This is a genomic window from Actinomadura latina NBRC 106108, assembly GCF_001552195.1.
Taxonomy (GTDB): domain Bacteria; phylum Actinomycetota; class Actinomycetes; order Streptosporangiales; family Streptosporangiaceae; genus Spirillospora; species Spirillospora latina.
Window position 1 is genome coordinate 278,025 of the sequence record NZ_BCQS01000013.1, and the last position, 15,152, is coordinate 293,176.

Here is a 15,152-nt window from a genome sequence, read left to right on the forward strand (position 1 = left end):
AACGGTGCAGAACCTTTCGGACGACGATGGAGGAACAGTGCACTCCCGACATCGTGTGCAGGGTCCGGGCGGCGGGCGCTGATGGCGGCGGGCGGTCCGGTCGTCGTGATCGGGGCGGGCCTGTCCGGGCTGTCGGCGGCGGTCCATCTCGCGGCGCGGGGCCGTGACGTCGTGGTGGTCGAGGCCCGTGACGAACCGGGCGGATGCTGCGGGTCGGCGCATGCCGGCCGCTACCGGTTCGACACGGGCCCCTCGGTGCTGACCATGCCGCAGGTGCTGGCGGACACGTTCGGCGCGGCCGGCGCGGACATGGAGGACCTGCTGCCGCTCCGGCGCCTGGACCCGTTCTACCGGCTGTCCTTCCACGACGGCTCACGGCTGGACGTGGTGGCGGGCGCGGAGCGGATGGCCGAGAACGTCCGCGCGCTGTGCGGGCCGGACGAGGCGGCCCGGTACCTGCGGTTCCGGCGGCGGCTCGGCGCCATGTTCGAGGCCGAATGGCCGGCGTTCATCGACGCGGACATGACCCGGCTGCGGAGCATGGCCCGTCCCATGGCGCTGCTCAGGCTGGCGGCGGCGGGCGGGTTCCGGCGCCTGGACCGGTTCGTGGCGGGCCAGCTCACCGACGAGCGGCTCGTCAGGGCGCACACGTTCCAGGCGCTGTACGTCGGGCTTCCGCCCGCCAAGGCGCTGGCCATCTACGCGGTCGTCGCGCACATGGACACCGTCGGCGGGGTGTACTTCCCCACGGCCGGCGGCATGCACGCGGTTCCGCAGGCCCTGGCCGCCGTGGCCGGGAAGGCGGGCGCGGAGGTCAGGTACGGCGTGCGGGCCGAGCGGGTCGAGACGGACGCGTCCGAGGTGGCGGCGGTCCGGCTGGCCGGCGGCGAGCGGCTCCCCGCCGGGGCGGTCGTGGTCACCTGCGACCTGGTGGAGGCCCACCGGGGCCTGCTGCCCGACGCGGCGGGCGACTGGCGGCTGCGCCGCCCGCGGTACTCACCGTCCTGCCTGGTCATGCACTTCGGGCTCGACCACCGGCCGGCCGGCCGGGCGCACCACACGCTGCACTTCGGCCGCGAGTGGGCCGGCACCTTCTCGGCTCTGACGGCCGGACGCCCGCAGCCGGACCCGAGTCTCCTGGTCACCTGCCCCGAGGGCGACGGCACCGCGGCGCCCCCAGGCCACTGCACGCTGAGCGTCCTGGAACCCGCCCCGAACATGGCGAGCGGAGCCGACTGGGACCGTCTCGCGCCGCGGCTGGAGCAGCGCCTGCTCGGCCGCCTGTCCGACCTGGGGTACGGCGACCTGTCGGCGGCGCCCCGGCGGACCTTCGATCCGCGGGCCTGGTCCCGCCTGGGCCATTCGGCGGGCACGCCCTTCGCGCTGGACCACCGGTTCGCCCAGACGGCCTGGTTCCGGCCCGCCGGCCGCAGCCGCCGCGTCCCCGGCCTGCACTTCGCCGGGATGTACACCGCGCCCGGTGTGGGCGTCCCACCGGCTCTGATCTCCGGGCGGCTCGCCGCCGCCCGCATCCTGGAAGGCCGCCGATGACGCTGACCGCGAGCTACGAACACTGCCGCCGTCTCAACGCCCGCCACGGACGCTCGTTCTACCTGGCCACCCTCCTGCTGCCGGCGTGGAAGCGCAGGCATGTGCACGCGCTGTACGGGTTCACCCGGCACGTCGACGACATCGTGGACACGTGCGGCGAAACCGCCCCGGACACCGGCGGAAGGGCGAGAGCGCTCGACGAGGTGGCCCGGCGGCTGAGCGCGAGCCTGGCGGGCGAGGCGATCGAGGACCCCGTGCTGCCCGCGTTCGTGCACACCGTCCGCTCCTTCGGCATCGAGCGCACCGACATCGACGCCTTCCTGCGGTCCATGCGCGCCGACCTCACCGTCACCCGGTACGGCACCTACGACGACCTGCTGGCGTACATGGAGGGCTCGGCCGCCGCGATCGGGCTGATGATGCTCCCCGTCCTGGAGACGGTGCCGGGCGCCGGGCGGCCGGCCCGCGAGCCCGCCCGCGAGCTGGGGCGCGCGTTCCAGCTGACCAACTTCCTGCGGGACGTCGCCGAGGACCTGGCCCGGGGCCGCATCTACCTGCCGCAGGAGGACCTCGCCAAGTTCGGGGTGACCGAGGGCGACCTCCGCCGCGGCGGCCGCGCGCGGGCGCTGTGCGAGCTGGTGGCCTTCGAGTCCGACCGCGCCCGGGACCACTACCGCCGCGCGCTCGACGGCGTGGAGCTGCTGGCGCCGTCCTCCCGCCCCTGCATCCGGGCCGCGTACGAGCTGTACGGCGGCATCCTGGACGAGATCGCCGCGGCGGGCCACGACGTGCTGACCGCGCGGGCGCGGGTGCCGCGCCGCCGCCGGGCCGCGATCTTCGCGCGGCACCTGCTGGCCGCGGCCGCCGCCGGCCGCGCCGAACGGCGGCTCCCGGCGAGGGTGACCTGAGATGGGCGGGGCGACGCGTCCGGTGGTGCTGGACGCGATGGGCGGCGACCACGGGCCGGCGGAGACGGTGCCCGCGGCTCTGGCGGCCCACCGCGACCACGGCGTCCCCGTCCTCCTCGTCGGGCGGGCCGATGACGTGCGCCGGGAACTGCGGCGGCACGGCGGCGCCGGCGAGGTGGAGGTCGTGCACGCCGACGGGATCGTGCCGATGGCCGAGCGCGGCGCGGCAGCCGCCGCCCGGCGGGATTCGAGCCTCATGGTCGGGTGCGCCCTCGCCCGGCGGGAGGGCGGCTCGTTCGTCTCGGCCGGGTCCACCGGGGCCGTCGTGACGTGCGCGGTCCGATCCCTCGGGCGGCGGGAGGGCGTGCTGCGCCCGGCGCTGGCCGTGGCGCTGCCGACGCTGACCGGTTCCACCGTGCTGGTCGACGCCGGCGGGACCGCCGACCCGACCCCGGAGATGCTCGCGCAGTTCGCCCTGCTGGGCGCCGCGTACGCGCGGAGCGTCCTCGGCGCGCCCGACCCGTCGGTGGGCCTGCTGTCCATCGGCGCCGAGCCGGGCAAGGGCAACCGGCTCGCCCGCGAGGCCGCCGGGCTGCTGCCGGGCATGCCCGTCCGCTTCCACGGCAACGTGGAAGGGCACGACGTGCTGGCCGGAACGGTCGACGTGGTCGTGACGGACGGCTTCACCGGTAACGTCGTGCTGAAGAACATCGAGGGCTGCGTCCGGACGACCCTGGACATGGTCGCCGACGCCGGCATCGCCCCGTCCGGGCGGCTGGCGGAGGTCGCGCGGCTCTACACGGCGGACACGCATGGAGGTGCCGCCCTGCTGGGGCTGACCGGCACGGTCGTCGTGGGGCACGGCTCCTCCCGGTCCGCCGCCCTGGCCCGCGCGTGCGTGGTCGCGTCCGAGCTGGGCGCGGCGGACGAGCCGGTGCCGGCGGGCGGTCGCGCTTCCGCAGGGCCGGTCGCGTGAGGTGCTCAGCCGGGACTGAGAGCGTGCAGCGGGTCGCGCCCGTCCCAGGTGCCCCGGCTCGCGTAGGGGGTGAAACGGGCGAACAGCTCCTCGGCGTACCAGTCTTCGCCGCGCACGCGTCCGATGACGGCGCGGTGCGCATCCGTCCGGTAGGCGAATCGCGTCATGGCGGTCTCGTCCCGCCAGAGGGAGAAGGTCGCCTGCCGGGCCAGCGGCCACTCCCCCACCCCGATCGAGGCGAGGCAGCCCTCCTGGCGGCGCAGGTCCCGGTCCACGTCCGGCACCGACCGGTAGAACGCCCGCAGCCGGCCGGGACGGATCGACGCCCTGGTCAGCACGGCCACCGGCCCGTCGCCGGCGGAACGGGCGGGTCCGGCCGCGGCGAAGGGGTCGCGTCCGCCCCAGCGGCCGCGGGAGCCGAGCGGCGCGAGCCGGACGTGCCACGACTCCGCGGCCTCCTCCCGCCACCGTCCGGCCACCGGCGAGCGCGCGAGGAACTCCTCCAGCGCGGGCTCCCCGTCCCACACGGCGAACAGCGCCCAGCGGCGCAGGTCGGCGCCCAGGCTCATGGACCGGCCGCGGCCCGTGCCCAGCAGCCGCCAGAACGACAGCCCGCCGGTGCGGCGCAGCGGCGGCCGGTCGAACGCCATGTGCCGCATGGCGTCCACACCCGCGTACCTGATGAGGTGGAACGAGGCGATGACCCTGGTATCGGCGGTTCCCGTGCTCGGCTCGGCCATCGGCGGCTACCTGCTCGGCTCGGTGCCGGTCGCGGTGCTCGTCGGACGCGCCCACGGCATCGACCCGCGCGACGTCGGCGACCGCAACCCCGGCTTCTGGAACATGATGGAGCAGCTCGGCTGGAAGGCCGCCGTCCCCGTGTTCGCCGGCGACATGCTCAAGGGCACGGCGGCGGGCCTGGTCGGGCTGGCCGCGGGCGGAGGCGAGACCGGCGCGCTCGGGACGGCCGCCGGGGCGAGCGTCCTGCCCGTGTACACGGCGGTCGCCGCCGCGATGGCCGGGCACGCCTGGCCGGTGTTCGCGGGCCGGCGGGGCGGCCGCTCGATCCTCGCGTTCGCCGGCGGTTTCGCGGTGATCTGCCCGCCGGCGTTCGGGCTCGGCGTCGCGCTGCTGACCGGGGTGAGCCTGGCGTCGCGTTCGTTCGCCCGGGGCACGCGCGTCGCGGTCTTCTCCCTGCCGGTGCTGCAACTGCTCTTCGCGCCCGCCGAGCACGTCGCGGGCACCGGGGCGCTGATGTGCCTCATCGGGCTGCGCTTCGGACAGGCCGCCGTGGCGGGGCGCCGCGCCTGACCGCCGGACGGCCGTACGTCCGGCCGCGCCAGGTGCGCGCCGGCCGCAGCACCGACCACGTCAGGCGCGCCGCGGTCAGCACGTCGCAGAACGGTGAGACCGCCAGGCCCATGCCCGGCCGCGCGTAACTGGCGCGCAGGGCCGTGGCCAGGAGAAGCCGCTGGACGAGCAGCCCGAGGTCCAGCGGTGTCGGCCGTCCCGTCACCAGCCGCAGCATCGGCAGGGTGAGGGTGAGCCAGACGACCGCGAGATCGGCCGCCAGCCCGCCGCTCCCGGTCACGTCCCGCAGCGAGATCGACCGTCCCCACTCGCGCCACACATCCGCGGCCGACTCGTGCATATCGACGTCCAGCAGGGCGCCGGCGTCGCGGAAGGCGATCCGCCAGCCGTCCCGCGCGAGCAGCCGGCCGAGGGCGACGTCGTCGGTGAGATGGCCGCGGACCCGCGCGAACCCGTCGGCCTGCGACATCCGGGACTTGCGGAAGGCCAGGCACTGGCCGTTCACCAGGAGCCGGCCCGGCGACGCGGCCTCCGGGCCGATCGGCCCGAACCGGTAGACCAGGCCGGCCAGGAACGAGGCGTGCAACGCCTGCTCGGCCACGCCGCCGCAGACGAACCGGGGTCCGGCCGACACCAGATCGAAGCCGTCGAGCAGCGCCACGAGTTCCGCGCACAGCCCCGGCTTCGGGCGCGTGTCGGCGTCCAGCAGGACCACGAGCGGCCCTTCGGCGGCGCGCACGCCCTGATGCGACGCCCACTGCTTGCCGACCCAGCCGTCCGGCAGCGGCGCCCCGGGAACGACCTTGGCGCCCAGCCGTGCCGCGAGCCGTGCCGTGCCGTCGCGGGACTCGTCGTCCACGACGATCACCTCGGACACGTCGGGGTCCGCGAGCAGGGGCCGCACGCAGTCCCCGATCCGCGACTCCTCGTCCCGCGCCGGGATCACCACGGAGACCGGCCGCGGCGGCGGTCCGGAGAATCCGGGCACGAACGCCGCGGGACGGTTCCGGCCGCGCGCCAGCCGCGCGGCCACCACCCCGGCGGCCACCGTCTGGAGCGGTGTCAGCATCCTCATCTCACCCGCACGCCCGTCCCGGCCGGCATGTCCCGCTCGACGAGCGAGGCGACGATCCGGCCGCCCATCGCGACCAGCGGCAGGCCACCGCCCGGATGCGCCGACCCGCCCACCAGGTACAGCCCGCGCCGCGGCCCCCGGTTGCCCGGCCTGCGGAACGGCGCGAACGCCCCCCGGTAGGCGGTCCCGTAGATCGCCCCGCCCCACGCGCCGTACCGGTCGCGCAGGTCGGCGGGGGTGAACGACTCCACGAACCGCAGCCGGCCCGACAGGTCGTGCCCGCGGCGCGCCAGCCGGTCCAGCACCAGGTCCCGGTAGGCGTCCGGGGTCAGCGGCCAGCGGCCCGGATCGCCGGCCGGGACGTTGACCAGCAGCACCCAGTTCTCGGTCCCGGCCGGCGCCTGGGACGGGTCGTCCACCGCCGAGCAGCCGATGTAGATCGTCGGGTCCTCCGGCGGCACCCCGCGTTCGAAGATGTCGCCGAACTCCCGCCGGTAGTCGGCCGAGAAGACGACGGAATGGTGCGGCAGCCCCTCGGTGCGTCCCTCCACGCCGGCGAGCAGCAGGAACGCCGACGAGGACGGGCCCAGCCGGCCGATCCTGCGCAGCCTCCGCCGATCCGGCAGCAACCGGCCGTACAGGGCCGCGGCGTCGGCGTTCACCACCACGGCGTCGCCGCTCACCCGCTCCCCCGACGCCAGCGCCACGCCCGACACCGCCGACCGGTCGGCGATCACCTCCACCACCTCGCTGCCGGTGCGGACGTCCACACCGGCCTCGACGAGCAGCCGGGTCAGGTCGCCGGCGAGCCGGGGCAGCCCGCCCGGCACGTACCAGCCCCCCTCCCCGTGCTCGATCGCCGGGACGCAGCCGAGCGCGGCCGGCGCCCGGTACGGGCTCGACCCCGCATACGTCGCATACCGGCCGACGTACTGGCGCAGCCGCGGGTCGCGGAAGAACCGGCGGGCCAGGCCGTCCAGCGTCCGGCCCGGGGCGACCGCGGCCAGGTCGCCGATCCGCGCCCGCTCGGGGCGGCGGCCCAGCGGTCCCGCGAAGAACGTCCGGCGCGACGCGTCCAGGCAGCTCGCCGCCCAGCGGTGGAAGGCGCGCCACGCCTCCCCCTCCCCGGGGGCCAGCCGCTCGACCCGCGCCGCCATCCGATCCGGATCGCGGCAGGCGCGCAGCTCGGACCCGTCGGCGAAGCGGTAGCGGCACAGTTCGTCCAGCTCCACGAGCTCGCGGGCGACGCCCAGCTCCCGGAAGATCCCCGGAAGGGTCAGCAGCGACGGCCCCAGCGAGAAGACGAACCCCGCACGCTCGCGCTCGGCGAGCTTCCCGCCGAGCCGGTCCAGCCGCTCGTACAGCCGGACCTCGTGGCCGCCCCGCGCCAGCAGCAGCGCGGCGACCATCCCGCCGACGCCGCCGCCGACCACGATCACCTCGGCCATCGACGCCTCCAGGCCAGGACGGAGAACGTCCCCATCGCCGCCCCGCCGGCCGCGGCCACCCCCCGGTCCGGGGGGTCGAACACCGCGGCGAACGCCAGCGTCTCCATCACCGTCATCACCCCGTAGATCGCGACGAGCCCCCTGGACGCGGGCGCCCGCGTCCGTCCGACGATCATGTCGATCATTCCCATGACCAGCAGCGATACCACCAGCCATCCCGCGAAGTTGCTGAGCGGCACGCCCCGGTACGGCCCTTCGTCCGCCCACCTCCACAGGTCCAGCCGGAGCATCTGCGGATCCAGGAACAGGTCCCACGCCGTCAACGCCAGCGCGCCCGCCGCCCACCTCCTGGGCCCGCTCTCCGGGACGATCGCGGTGGCGACCGCATGCGCGGCCAGCCCCATCCCGCCCCACGCCAACGCCACGATCACCGGCACACCGCCCAGCTGAGGCCGCAGCAGCGACGTATAGGAGTACTCCCCGAACGGAACACCCGTGCGGACACCGATCCACTCCGCCGCATACCCCCCGACCACCGCGGCGCCGAAGGCCCCGGCCGCGCGGCCGGTCCCGTCCCGTCCCGCGGCGAACGCCACCGCGCTCGCCGCCAGCAGCACCACGACGACGCTCGTCAACCGGATCGGCTCGGGCCGCACCCCCGACACGACCTGCGCCACCACCATCGCGCCCAGCGACCCGGCCCCCGCGAGCGCCCAGGCCCTCGCCCGCCGCTCGACGCCGCTCGCACGCCGTCCGGCCCACCGCCCGCGCACCTGCCCCATATACGGCCTTCGCAGGAGACCACCGCCGTGGATGCACCTTCCCTCCCAGGCGATGCGGCCCGCCCTGACTCGGCTGACAACCCGCGTCCCGCCGAGGTGCTGTGCCACGCCACCGTCTGGGAGAACCGCCGGTTCCTGCAGCGCGTCGTCCACTACCTGGCCGAGGCCGGGATCGACCAGTTCATCGACCTCGGCACGGGGCTGCCCACCCAGGGCAACGTGCATGAAGTCGCCCAGAAGGTCATCTCCGACGCGCACGTCGTCTACGTGGACGGCCCCCGGCGGGATCTCCGGTGGACGGCGGGCGCCCCGGGGTAGTGGGTCTGTGCGCCCGCCGCCCGGTCTGGAGGCGGAACCGATCAGCGGAGCGGCATCTCGTCGTTCTCCGCGTGGACCGCGTCGGTGTCGGGATGGCTTCGGTGCCGCCATTGAGCCACCTTCGATCAGATCCTGTCAACATCGCTCATATAACGACATCATCGGGCCAGTACAGCGTCACCCCGCCCGCAGGGTCATGACAGATATTGATCGGACTTGCGAGAGCTAGGCGTCGCCCGGGACGGCGGCGACCCAGACGTCGACCCCCGCGTTCTCGATCTCCTCCAGCTCCGGCTTCGGCGCCCGGGCGTCGGTCACCAGGAAGGCGATCTCGTCGGCCGGGACCGTCTGGAACATGGTGTCGACGCCCACCTTCGTGTGGTCGACCAGCGCGACCACCTCCTGGGCGGCGTGCGCGAGGGCGCGGTCGACGCCGGCGACCAGCATGTTCGGCGTGGACAGGCCGCGTTCGGCCGTCAGCCCGTTGCCGGAGATGAACGCCCGGCGGACCCGCAGGCTGGCGAGGGTCTGCTCGGCGGCGCCGCCGACCAGGGCGTGGATGGCGCCCCGCAGCGAGCCGCCCGTCATCACGACCTCGACGCCGCGCGCCTCGGTGAGGACCTGGGCGACGAGCAGCGAGTTGGTGACCACGGTGAGCGAGTCGAAGCCGAGCAGCTCGCGGGCGAGCTCCCGGGTGGTCGTGCCCGCGCCGACCACGATGGCGTCGCCCTCTTCGACGAGTTCGGCGGCGAGCCGCGCGATCGCCGTCTTCTCCTCCGCGGCGACCTTGGCCTTCTGCTGGAAGGTGGGCTCCCGGGACAGCCCGCCCGGCGCCACCGCGCCGCCGTGCCGGCGGTCGAGCAGCCCCTCCGCCTCCATCGCGCGGATGTCGCGGCGCACGGTCGCCTCGGACGCCTCCAGCGTGGCCGCCAGTTCGCGCATGGAGACCGCGCCGTTCACGCGGACCATCTCCAGCAGCCGTTGCCGCCGCTCGGCCGCGAACCCCGGACGACGTGCCATGGAGACCCTTTCCGGAACGATCCGACGATGACGGCGGGCACGTCGATGATGCCAGATCAGGCGGGCCGTCACCGGCCGCGCTCCGCCGCGTCCGGGGGCGGGCGCCGCTGGGCCTCAGGGCTTGCGGGCGACGGCTCCGTAGGCGTCGATGGGGGCCGGGGTGGTGTCGGGGCGCCATTCGCTGATCGGGACGAGTCCCGGCTCGACCATCTCCAGGCCCTCGAAGGCGCGGGCGAGCTGCTCGGGGCTGCGCAGGACGTAGGGGACGCCGCCGCTCTCGACGAGCTTCTCCGCGCCCTCGACGACCTCCGCGCCGGTGTCGGTGCCGTCCCACAGCACCAGGTGGCTGCCGGACGGCGTCGCGTCCATCACCCGCCCGACGATGGCGCGGAGCACGGTCAGGTCGGGCTCGTAGCCGAGCACGCCCATGAACATGACCGCGATGGGCTCGTCGAAGTCGAGCGTCTCGCGGGCGCCGGCGAGGATCAGGTCGGGCTCGTGGTAGTCGGCGTGGACGTAGGTCGTGGAGCCCGCACCGGTGGTGCTGCCCAGCAGGGCGCGCGCGTGCACGAGGACGAGGGGGTCGTTGTCGACGTAGACGATCCGCGACTCGGGCGCGATCCCCTGCGCGACCTCGTGGGTGTTCTGCATCGTGGGGAGGCCGGTCCCGATGTCGATGAACTGGCGGATGCCGGCCTCGCCGGCCAGGAAGCTCACCGCGCGGATGAGGAACCGCCGCGACAGCCGCGCCATCGTGACGATCTGCGGGTACACCTCGGCCACGGCGGCGCCGGCGGCGCGGTCGGCCTCGTAGTTGTCCTTGCCGCCCATCCAGTAGTTCCAGATCCGCGCCGCGTGCGGCACCTCGGATTCGACGGTGGCGGGGTCGACGGACTCGGCCATGAGGGCCCCTTCCGGTCACGGCCGCGGGCTGCCCCGCGCGACGAGGACGTTGTACCGCATAAAATAGGCCATTCTCATGACGTTTTGGCGATGACCGACAAACGGAGACGTGGTGTCCATTCGACGGCTCGCCGCGATCGCCGTGGCACTGCTCGCGCTCGCCTTTCTCGCAGCCTGCGGAGGCGGTGGCGGACCGCCCCCGCAGCGGGCCCGGATGGACGTCACGGTCCTCGACGACGGCGGCGCCGAGATCGATCTGCACGCGGCGGGACGGCTCTCGTCGGACGCCGAGGTACGGGCCCTGACCGGACGCATTGCGCGGGAAATGTTCCCCACTGCCGAAAAAGTCCGTGTTCACACCAGAAAAGCGCGTGGTGTTCCCTTTGCTCGCGCCGAGATTCACCGCGCCTACCGGACGGGCCGGAAGGCGGCACTGCGGATCGACGCGTCCGGCGCCCTGCGGCGGCTCACCGCGAAGGGCTTTGAGGACACGGCGATGAGGCTGCGCGTCCCGCCGGTGCCGGGCACGGTGCGGGCGGACGGCGAACCGGCCGCGCGGCGCGCCTGGCGGCTGCGCGAGGGCGCGCCCGCGCCCGTCCTGGCGATCGAGATGAGGCCGCGGCCCGCCCGGTGGTACGGGGCGATGGCGCTGCCCGCGCTCGGCGCGCTCGGCGTCGCGCTCGGGTTCTTCGTGCGGCGCCGCGCCCTGGCGCTGCCCGCCGCCGGCCTCGCCGTCGCCACCGCCGTCCTCGCGGTCGTCCTCGCGGCGGGACGGCAGGGCGCCAACCTCGGCGTCGCGGGCCTGCTCGGCGGGACGGCGCTGAAGGCGGCGTCCGTCGCACCGCTGACGGCCGTGCCGCTCGGCCTGCCGGCCGCGATGCTGCTCGCCGCCGTGCTCGCCCGGTGGCTGACCGGCCCGCGGACCGGCGGCGCGCACGAGGCGCGGCCGCGGGACACCGGCGTGTTCTGGTGACGCCCGCCCGAGGGGGACGCCCGCGCGGCCCCGGGGCCGATTGATCGTAAACTGAGGGTCATGTCCGGCGATCGCCCCTCGTGCACCTGCGTGATGTGCCGTGACTACGGCGACCGCGACCGCCTGGACAACTTCCAGCTCCGCACGATCGTGCACGTCACCCAGTACGGGTGGAGCGTCGTCCTCGTGCAGCCCGACGCGGACGGGCCCGGCTGGGCGTACACGATCGGCCTGTGGCACAGCCACCGGGCGCCCGAGCTCGCGATGTTCGGCGGCGACGTGTACGAGACCGAGGAGATCCTCAACGTGCTCGGCCGGCAGACCGCCGAGGGGAACGGCCCGGCCGACGGCGAGCGCCGCGACGGCGTCGTCCGGGGCCAGCAGGCCGCGTTCCGGAACGCCGACCCGCTCTGGTACGACGGGCTGTTCGCGGGCGCGGTGGCGTTCTACCGGCGTCCCCCGCTGCCGATCCTGCAGGTCGTCTGGCCCAACCGGCACGGCCTGTTCCCGTGGCAGCCGGGCACCGACCTGCCGTTCCGGCACGCCCAGCCGTGGCTGTGGCTCGACCCGAAGCAGCACCCCATCGGCATCTGGACCCGGCGGCTCTGACTCTCCGGGGCATACGATCGGCGGGTGTACGGGCCGCTCGCCGAGACCATCCGTACCCAGCGCCTCGTCCTGGAGCCGCTGGCGGTCCACCACGCGGACGAGATGGCGCCCGTCCTGGACGACCCGCGCCTGCACCGCTACATCGGCGGCGAGCCCCTCACCCGCGACGAGCTGCGCGCCCGCTACGCGCACCTGGTCGCGGGCCCGGCCCCGTTCCACCAGGAATGCTGGCTGAACTGGATCGTCCGCCGCGCCCGGGACGGGCAGGCCGTCGGCTACGTCCAGGCGACGGTCACGCCCGCGGCCCCCGGCTTCACCGTGACTCCCCCGTCGGCCGGGTCGACGGTCACGCCGGGGCCGCCGCGGCACATCGCGTCCGTCGCCTGGGTCATCGGCATGCCCTACCAGGGGTTCGGCTTCGCCACCGAGGCCGCCCGCGCCCTGCTGGGCTGGCTCGGCGCACACGGCGTCGGCGCGGTCGTCGCGACCGTCCACCCGGCCAACCGCGCGTCCGCCGCCGTGGCGTCGAAGATCGGCCTGCGCGCCACGGGCGAGACCCGCGACGACGAGGTCGTCTGGCGGCTGCCGCCCCCGGGCGTACCGCCTCCGTGACACTCTGGTGGCGGCCCGTGGCGCGCGGCGGGCCGGGCTCTTAGGCCACAATCGATGGGTCGGGACGGATCGGCCGGGAGGGGAGAGCATGCGGGAGGTGTGGCCCGGGGACCCCTATCCGCTGGGCGCCACCTGGGACGGCACGGGCACGAACTTCGCCCTGTTCTCCGAGGTGGCCAGGCGGGTCGAGCTGTGCCTGTTCGACGCCGGCGGGAACGAGACCCGGCAGGATCTCCCGGAGGTCGACGGGTTCGTCTGGCACGGCTACCTGCCCGGCATCGGGCCCGGCCAGCGCTACGGGTACCGGGTGCACGGGCCGTTCGGCCCGCGCGACGGGCATCGCTGCAACCCGTCCAAGCTGCTGCTCGACCCCTACGGCAAGGCCGTGGAGGGCGACGTCCGCTGGCACGAGTCGCTGTTCTCGTACCGGTTCGACGACCCGGATGCGCTGAACGAGGACGACAGCGCCCCCTACATGCCGAAGAACGTCGTCATCAACCCGTTCTTCGACTGGACCGACGACCGGCCGCCGCGCGTCCCCTACCACGAGAGCGTCATCTACGAGGCGCACGTGAAGGGCCTGACCAAGCTGCACCCCGGCATCCCGGAGGAGCAGCGCGGCACGTACGCGGGCCTCGCGCACCCGGTGATGATCGACCACCTGCTCGACCTCGGCGTGACGGCCGTCGAGCTGATGCCGGTGCACCAGTCGGTCCCCGAGCACGCGCTGGTGGCGCGGGGCCTCGACAACTACTGGGGCTACAACACGATCGGCTTCCTCGCGCCGCACAACTCCTACAGCTCGTCCGGGCAGTACGGGGAGCAGGTGCTGGAGTTCAAGGCGATGGTCCGCGCCCTGCACGAGGCGGGCATCGAGGTCATCCTGGACGTCGTCTACAACCACACCGCCGAGGGCGACCACCTCGGGCCGACGCTGTCGTTCCGCGGCATCGACAACGCCTCCTACTACCGCCTCCGCGACGACGACAAGCGCTACCACCTCGACTACACCGGCTGCGGCAACTCGCTGAACGTCCGCAACCCGCACGCGCTGCAGCTCATCATGGACTCGCTGCGCTACTGGATCCTGGAGATGCACGTCGACGGGTTCCGGTTCGACCTCGCCTCCGCGCTCGCCCGCGAACTGCACGACGTCGACCGGCTCGCCGCGTTCTTCGACCTCGTCCAGCAGGACCCGGTCGTCTCGCAGGTGAAGCTGATCGCCGAGCCGTGGGACGTCGGCGAGGGCGGCTACCAGGTCGGCAACTTCCCGCCGCTGTGGACGGAGTGGAACGGCAAGTACCGCGACACCGTCCGCGACTTCTGGCGCGGGTCGTACGCGACCATGCCGGAGTTCGCGTCCCGCCTCACCGGCTCGTCCGACCTGTACGAGCACAGCGCGCGGCGCCCGTTCGCGTCCATCAACTTCGTCACCTGCCACGACGGGTTCACGCTCACCGACCTGGTGTCCTACGACCACAAGCACAACGAGGCCAACGGCGAGAACAACCGGGACGGCACCGACGACAACCGCTCCTGGAACTGCGGCGCGGAGGGCCCCACCCGCGACCCCGCGATCCTGGGCCTGCGCGCCCGGCAGCGCCGCAACTTCCTCGCCACGCTCTTCCTGTCGCAGGGCGTCCCGATGCTGTCGCACGGCGACGAGCTGGGCCGCACGCAGAAGGGCAACAACAACGCCTACTGCCAGGACAACGAGATCGCCTGGGTCCGCTGGGACGACTCCGACGACGTGGAGTTCGTCCGGATCCTGTCCCGGCTGCGCCACGACCACCCGGTGTTCCGGCGGCGCCGCTTCTTCACCGGGCGGGGCACCGGCGCCGCCGCCGACATCTCCTGGCTCACCCCGGCCGGCGACAGCATGACCGACCAGGACTGGAACGTCGGGTTCGCCAAGTCCCTCGGCGTGTTCCTCAACGGCGACGCCATCACCGAACCCGACCCGCGCGGCCGCCGCGTCCGCGACGACTCGTTCCTGCTGCTGATCAACGCCGGGTCCGAGCCGGTCGAGTTCACCCTCCCCGGCGCCGAGTACGGCGAACGCTGGGAGTACACCCTCGACACGGCCGAACCCGACTCGTTCGGCGACCGCCCCCGCCTCAAGGCCCGCGACACCGTCCCCCTGACCGACCGCGCGCTCCTCGTGCTGAGGCGGCTCCCCTAGGCGCGGGTCACCCGGATGGCGGTGAGGAAGACCAGGACGAGCGTCGCGACCGCCACCGCGCCGTGGACGGCGACGGCCGCGGCCGGGAACGACTGTTCCGCGCCGCGGGCGTGCCGGCCGCCGCGGCCGACGAGCCAGCGGGTGAACAGCATGAACCCCTGCAGGGCGACGACCAGCAGCGCCGCGAACGCCCCCCACGCGTAGCCGGCGGTCCCGGTGGCCAGGTAGGCGACCCAGACGCCGAGGCCGCCTGCCGCCGCCAGCGGATGACCGACCACGACCAGGATCGGAAACCGCGTCACCTTCGTCGAACGCCCCCCGTTCAGGATCCAGATGACCAGCAGGTAGCCGCCCGCGACGGCGGCGAGGATCCACGCGCCCAATGCCGCGTACTCCACCCCCCGCTCCCTTCTGTGCACTTCTGCTCCCCGTCCCCGAGGGCAAGTGTCGCCTCCAGACACTCCCGGCATGACGGATTCGTACA

Annotated in this window: 16 protein-coding genes; 9 read left to right on the forward strand and 7 right to left on the reverse strand. The window is 74.4% G+C overall.

Annotated elements, in window-relative coordinates; translation table 11 throughout:
* Window positions 1-81 precede the first annotated feature (81 nt).
* Genes AL2_RS20600 through AL2_RS20610 form a run of 3 tightly spaced genes read left to right on the forward strand, consistent with a single transcriptional unit; the run spans window position 82 to window position 3,435 of the window.
* Window positions 82-1,551, forward strand: a complete 1,470-nt coding sequence (locus tag AL2_RS20600) for a phytoene desaturase family protein (protein WP_067635761.1) — start codon at window positions 82-84, stop codon at window positions 1,549-1,551.
* A complete protein-coding gene (locus AL2_RS20605) occupies window positions 1,548-2,459 on the forward strand; it encodes a phytoene/squalene synthase family protein (protein WP_067635763.1) in 912 nt (303 codons plus the stop codon). Before AL2_RS20600 ends, AL2_RS20605 begins: the two co-directional genes overlap by 4 nt.
* Before the next feature lies 1 nt (window position 2,460).
* Window positions 2,461-3,435 carry a phosphate acyltransferase gene (locus tag AL2_RS20610; protein WP_067635765.1) on the forward strand — a complete coding sequence of 325 codons (975 nt, stop codon included), beginning with the start codon at window positions 2,461-2,463 and terminating at the stop codon, window positions 3,433-3,435.
* 5 nt (window positions 3,436-3,440) lie between these two features.
* On the opposite strand, the gene AL2_RS20615 is transcribed toward AL2_RS20610, so the two are convergent.
* Window positions 3,441-4,175 (reverse strand): spheroidene monooxygenase, encoded by a 735-nt coding sequence (locus tag AL2_RS20615; RefSeq protein ID WP_245666777.1) that lies wholly within the window; start codon window positions 4,173-4,175, stop codon window positions 3,441-3,443.
* On the opposite strand from AL2_RS20615, the gene AL2_RS20620 reads away from it, so the two are divergent.
* On the forward strand, window positions 4,135-4,746 hold the full coding sequence (locus AL2_RS20620; protein ID WP_067635925.1) for a glycerol-3-phosphate acyltransferase: 612 nt from the start codon (window positions 4,135-4,137) through the stop codon (window positions 4,744-4,746). The two genes, AL2_RS20615 and AL2_RS20620, sit on opposite strands and share 41 nt — an antisense overlap.
* Here the strand turns inward: AL2_RS20620 and AL2_RS20625 are convergent.
* The 3 genes from AL2_RS20625 to AL2_RS20635 are packed head-to-tail and all read right to left on the reverse strand — an operon-like array spanning window position 4,697 to window position 8,051.
* A complete protein-coding gene (locus AL2_RS20625) occupies window positions 4,697-5,815 on the reverse strand; it encodes a glycosyltransferase family 2 protein (protein ID WP_067635769.1) in 1,119 nt (372 codons plus the stop codon). The two genes, AL2_RS20620 and AL2_RS20625, sit on opposite strands and share 50 nt — an antisense overlap.
* Window positions 5,816-5,817: 2 nt before the next feature.
* Entirely contained in the window at window positions 5,818-7,269 is a 1,452-nt protein-coding gene (locus AL2_RS20630; RefSeq protein ID WP_067635770.1) for a phytoene desaturase family protein, read from the reverse strand.
* Window positions 7,257-8,051 carry a carotenoid biosynthesis protein gene (locus tag AL2_RS20635; RefSeq protein ID WP_083946736.1) on the reverse strand — a complete coding sequence of 265 codons (795 nt, stop codon included), beginning with the start codon at window positions 8,049-8,051 and terminating at the stop codon, window positions 7,257-7,259. Before AL2_RS20635 ends, AL2_RS20630 begins: the two co-directional genes overlap by 13 nt.
* A 27-nt stretch (window positions 8,052-8,078) precedes the next feature.
* Here AL2_RS20635 and AL2_RS40130 point away from each other — a divergent pair, with 27 nt between their 5' ends.
* Entirely contained in the window at window positions 8,079-8,369 is a 291-nt protein-coding gene (locus AL2_RS40130) for an SAM-dependent methyltransferase (RefSeq protein WP_312032861.1), read from the forward strand.
* Window positions 8,370-8,594: 225 nt separating this feature from the next.
* Here the strand turns inward: AL2_RS40130 and AL2_RS20645 are convergent, their stop codons facing one another.
* Together AL2_RS20645 and AL2_RS20650 are read right to left on the reverse strand one after the other, a co-directional pair.
* Window positions 8,595-9,389: a DeoR/GlpR family DNA-binding transcription regulator gene (locus AL2_RS20645; RefSeq protein WP_067635774.1), complete on the reverse strand. Its 795-nt coding sequence runs from the start codon at window positions 9,387-9,389 to the stop codon at window positions 8,595-8,597.
* Window positions 9,390-9,503: 114 nt separating this feature from the next.
* The gene (locus tag AL2_RS20650; protein WP_067635776.1) at window positions 9,504-10,292 is read right to left on the reverse strand and encodes an SAM-dependent methyltransferase; all 789 of its coding nucleotides are present in this window, start codon (window positions 10,290-10,292) and stop codon (window positions 9,504-9,506) included.
* A gap of 112 nt (window positions 10,293-10,404) precedes the next feature.
* Here AL2_RS20650 and AL2_RS20655 point away from each other — a divergent pair, with 112 nt between their 5' ends.
* The 4 genes from AL2_RS20655 (at window position 10,405) to glgX (ending at window position 14,668) form a co-directional block, all read left to right on the forward strand.
* Window positions 10,405-11,265: a hypothetical protein gene (locus AL2_RS20655; RefSeq protein WP_157438261.1), complete on the forward strand. Its 861-nt coding sequence runs from the start codon at window positions 10,405-10,407 to the stop codon at window positions 11,263-11,265.
* 60 nt (window positions 11,266-11,325) lie between these two features.
* The gene (locus AL2_RS20660; RefSeq protein WP_067635780.1) at window positions 11,326-11,874 is read left to right on the forward strand and encodes a DUF4262 domain-containing protein; all 549 of its coding nucleotides are present in this window, start codon (window positions 11,326-11,328) and stop codon (window positions 11,872-11,874) included.
* A 24-nt stretch (window positions 11,875-11,898) separates the two neighbouring features.
* Entirely contained in the window at window positions 11,899-12,486 is a 588-nt protein-coding gene (locus AL2_RS20665; protein WP_067635781.1) for a GNAT family N-acetyltransferase, read from the forward strand.
* Window positions 12,487-12,574: 88 nt separating this feature from the next.
* Entirely contained in the window at window positions 12,575-14,668 is a 2,094-nt protein-coding gene (gene glgX, locus AL2_RS20670; RefSeq protein ID WP_067635783.1) for a glycogen debranching protein GlgX, read from the forward strand.
* Here the strand turns inward: glgX and AL2_RS20675 are convergent.
* The gene (locus AL2_RS20675) at window positions 14,665-15,066 is read right to left on the reverse strand and encodes a hypothetical protein (protein ID WP_067635785.1); all 402 of its coding nucleotides are present in this window, start codon (window positions 15,064-15,066) and stop codon (window positions 14,665-14,667) included. The two genes, glgX and AL2_RS20675, sit on opposite strands and share 4 nt — an antisense overlap.
* Between the last annotated feature and the right edge of the window lie 86 nt (window positions 15,067-15,152).

What these genes read in the sequence shown, in the direction of transcription:
- AL2_RS20600 (WP_067635761.1), top strand. Translation starts at nt 82, where the DNA reads ATGGCGGCGGGCGGTCCGGTCGTCGTGATCGGGGCGGGCCTGTCCGGG.
- AL2_RS20605 (WP_067635763.1), top strand. Translation starts at nt 1,548, where the DNA reads ATGACGCTGACCGCGAGCTACGAACACTGCCGCCGTCTCAACGCCCGC.
- AL2_RS20610 (WP_067635765.1), top strand. Translation starts at nt 2,461, where the DNA reads ATGGGCGGGGCGACGCGTCCGGTGGTGCTGGACGCGATGGGCGGCGAC.
- AL2_RS20620 (WP_067635925.1), top strand. Translation starts at nt 4,135, where the DNA reads ATGACCCTGGTATCGGCGGTTCCCGTGCTCGGCTCGGCCATCGGCGGC.
- AL2_RS20615 (WP_245666777.1), bottom strand. Translation starts at nt 4,175, where the DNA reads ATGGCCGAGCCGAGCACGGGAACCGCCGATACCAGGGTCATCGCCTCG.
- AL2_RS20625 (WP_067635769.1), bottom strand. Translation starts at nt 5,815, where the DNA reads ATGCTGACACCGCTCCAGACGGTGGCCGCCGGGGTGGTGGCCGCGCGG.
- AL2_RS20630 (WP_067635770.1), bottom strand. Translation starts at nt 7,269, where the DNA reads ATGGCCGAGGTGATCGTGGTCGGCGGCGGCGTCGGCGGGATGGTCGCC.
- AL2_RS20635 (WP_083946736.1), bottom strand. Translation starts at nt 8,051, where the DNA reads ATGGGGCAGGTGCGCGGGCGGTGGGCCGGACGGCGTGCGAGCGGCGTC.
- AL2_RS20645 (WP_067635774.1), bottom strand. Translation starts at nt 9,389, where the DNA reads ATGGCACGTCGTCCGGGGTTCGCGGCCGAGCGGCGGCAACGGCTGCTG.
- AL2_RS20650 (WP_067635776.1), bottom strand. Translation starts at nt 10,292, where the DNA reads ATGGCCGAGTCCGTCGACCCCGCCACCGTCGAATCCGAGGTGCCGCAC.
- AL2_RS20660 (WP_067635780.1), top strand. Translation starts at nt 11,326, where the DNA reads ATGTCCGGCGATCGCCCCTCGTGCACCTGCGTGATGTGCCGTGACTAC.
- glgX (WP_067635783.1), top strand. Translation starts at nt 12,575, where the DNA reads ATGCGGGAGGTGTGGCCCGGGGACCCCTATCCGCTGGGCGCCACCTGG.